The sequence below is a fragment of the Oleiphilus sp. HI0066 genome (assembly GCF_001635725.1).
The window spans coordinates 1-1,490 of sequence record NZ_LWFH01001217.1; the positions used below are offsets into that span (position 1 = coordinate 1).

Consider the following 1,490-nt stretch of genomic DNA (forward strand, 5'->3'; position numbering starts at 1 on the left):
TAATGACGTATTTTTATGGCTGTTCATTGCATTTTGGTATCTCTTATTTCCTGTCATTGATTATTTTATGGGCGAAGACACGAGTAATCCGCCTGAGTCTGTTGTACCGATGCTTGAGGCAGACCCTTATTATAAGTTCATCGCTAGGATCAACGTTCCGGTCGTCATTGGTGTCTTCATATTTATAGCGTGGTTTGTATCTTCGTACGATCTAAGTGTCGCTGGTTATCTTGGAGCAGCACTCACCACGGGGTATATCGGCGGATACGGTCTTAACATCGGACACGAGCTGGGCCACAAAAAGACTTCTACTGATCAGTGGCTCGCTAAACTTGTATTAGCACCGGCGGCATATGGACATTTTTTCGTTGAGCATAACCGGGGCCACCACAAAATGGTTGCTACGCCAGAAGATCCTGCATCTTCAAAAANGGGCGAGAACATATACTCCTTTGCCGCACGTGAATTACCTAACGCAATCGCACGAGCAGCTAAAATTGAGCATCAGCGACTTAAAGACAAGGGGTTATCACCCTACTCTTTGAAAAATGAATTTATACAAACTGTGTTGATGACTGGCGCATTTTACGTCTCACTTGCGCTCATCTTCGGGGCTGTGGTGATACCTTTCTTGTTGATTGCTGGGTTTTGGTCAATGTGGCAACTCACATCCGCAAACTATATTGAGCACTACGGTTTGCTACGCAAAAAACTTGAATCAGGGCGTTATGAACGGCCTCAACCTCATCATAGTTGGAACAGTAACCACATCTTTTCTAACTGGGCTTTATTTCACTTGCAGAGGCATTCAGACCACCACGCTAACGCCACCCGTGCTTACCAATCGTTGCGTCATTTTGATGATCTACCATCGCTCCCAAATGGCTATTTTGGCATGTTCCCTGTCGCGTATATCCCATGGCTATGGTTTAAGGTGATGGATAAACGCTTGATCGAGGTTGTGGATGGTGATTTAGATAGAATCAATATTCTCCCTTCAAAGCGCGACGCGCTCATCAAGAAATATCAGTTAAAATCGTCTTATAGCCTGAATGAGGTGGCAGCTTAAAATATAGACGTCTTTGGTTAATCAGCGTCAGTGATGGGGTCAAATCTGACGTTGATTAAAATTTCTTTGCCCATCTGTCGCTGCAAATTTGTAAGTTTTTCTATTAAGATCTCGGTTACATGAGTGCCGCCGCGCAGTAGCAGCATATTCTTTTCACTATAAATATCCTCGACAATCACCATGCCGACCTTCAGTCCGTGTACATGCACGATAGTTTGCTTAGTCGCATCAGAGAGTTCGCGCTCTAGCTTAATCATGCTCAATGCTTGCAAGGCTTTATGATCAAAGGCCGCAGCATTTGCGTTCAATTCGTGAATTGCTTGATCGTGAGGTAATGGAGTAACGGACGGACTAAATCTCAACTCGGCATAAGCGAGCGCAACATTAAACAAGCGGTTTAACGGCGATAGCTCATCTGCCT

The 1,490-nt window shown here is 44.6% G+C and carries 2 protein-coding genes; one reads left to right on the forward strand and one right to left on the reverse strand.

The features are described from left to right. Positions 1 to 1,069 (forward strand): alkane 1-monooxygenase (locus A3738_RS16815; protein ID WP_068763737.1); only part of this gene is annotated, 1,069 nt, incomplete at its 5' end. 17 nt (positions 1,070 to 1,086) lie between these two features. On the opposite strand, the gene A3738_RS31215 is transcribed toward A3738_RS16815, so the two are convergent. Next, positions 1,087 to 1,490, reverse strand: a 404-nt coding sequence (locus tag A3738_RS31215; RefSeq protein WP_197473898.1) for a hypothetical protein, incomplete at its 5' end; no start/stop codon positions are given.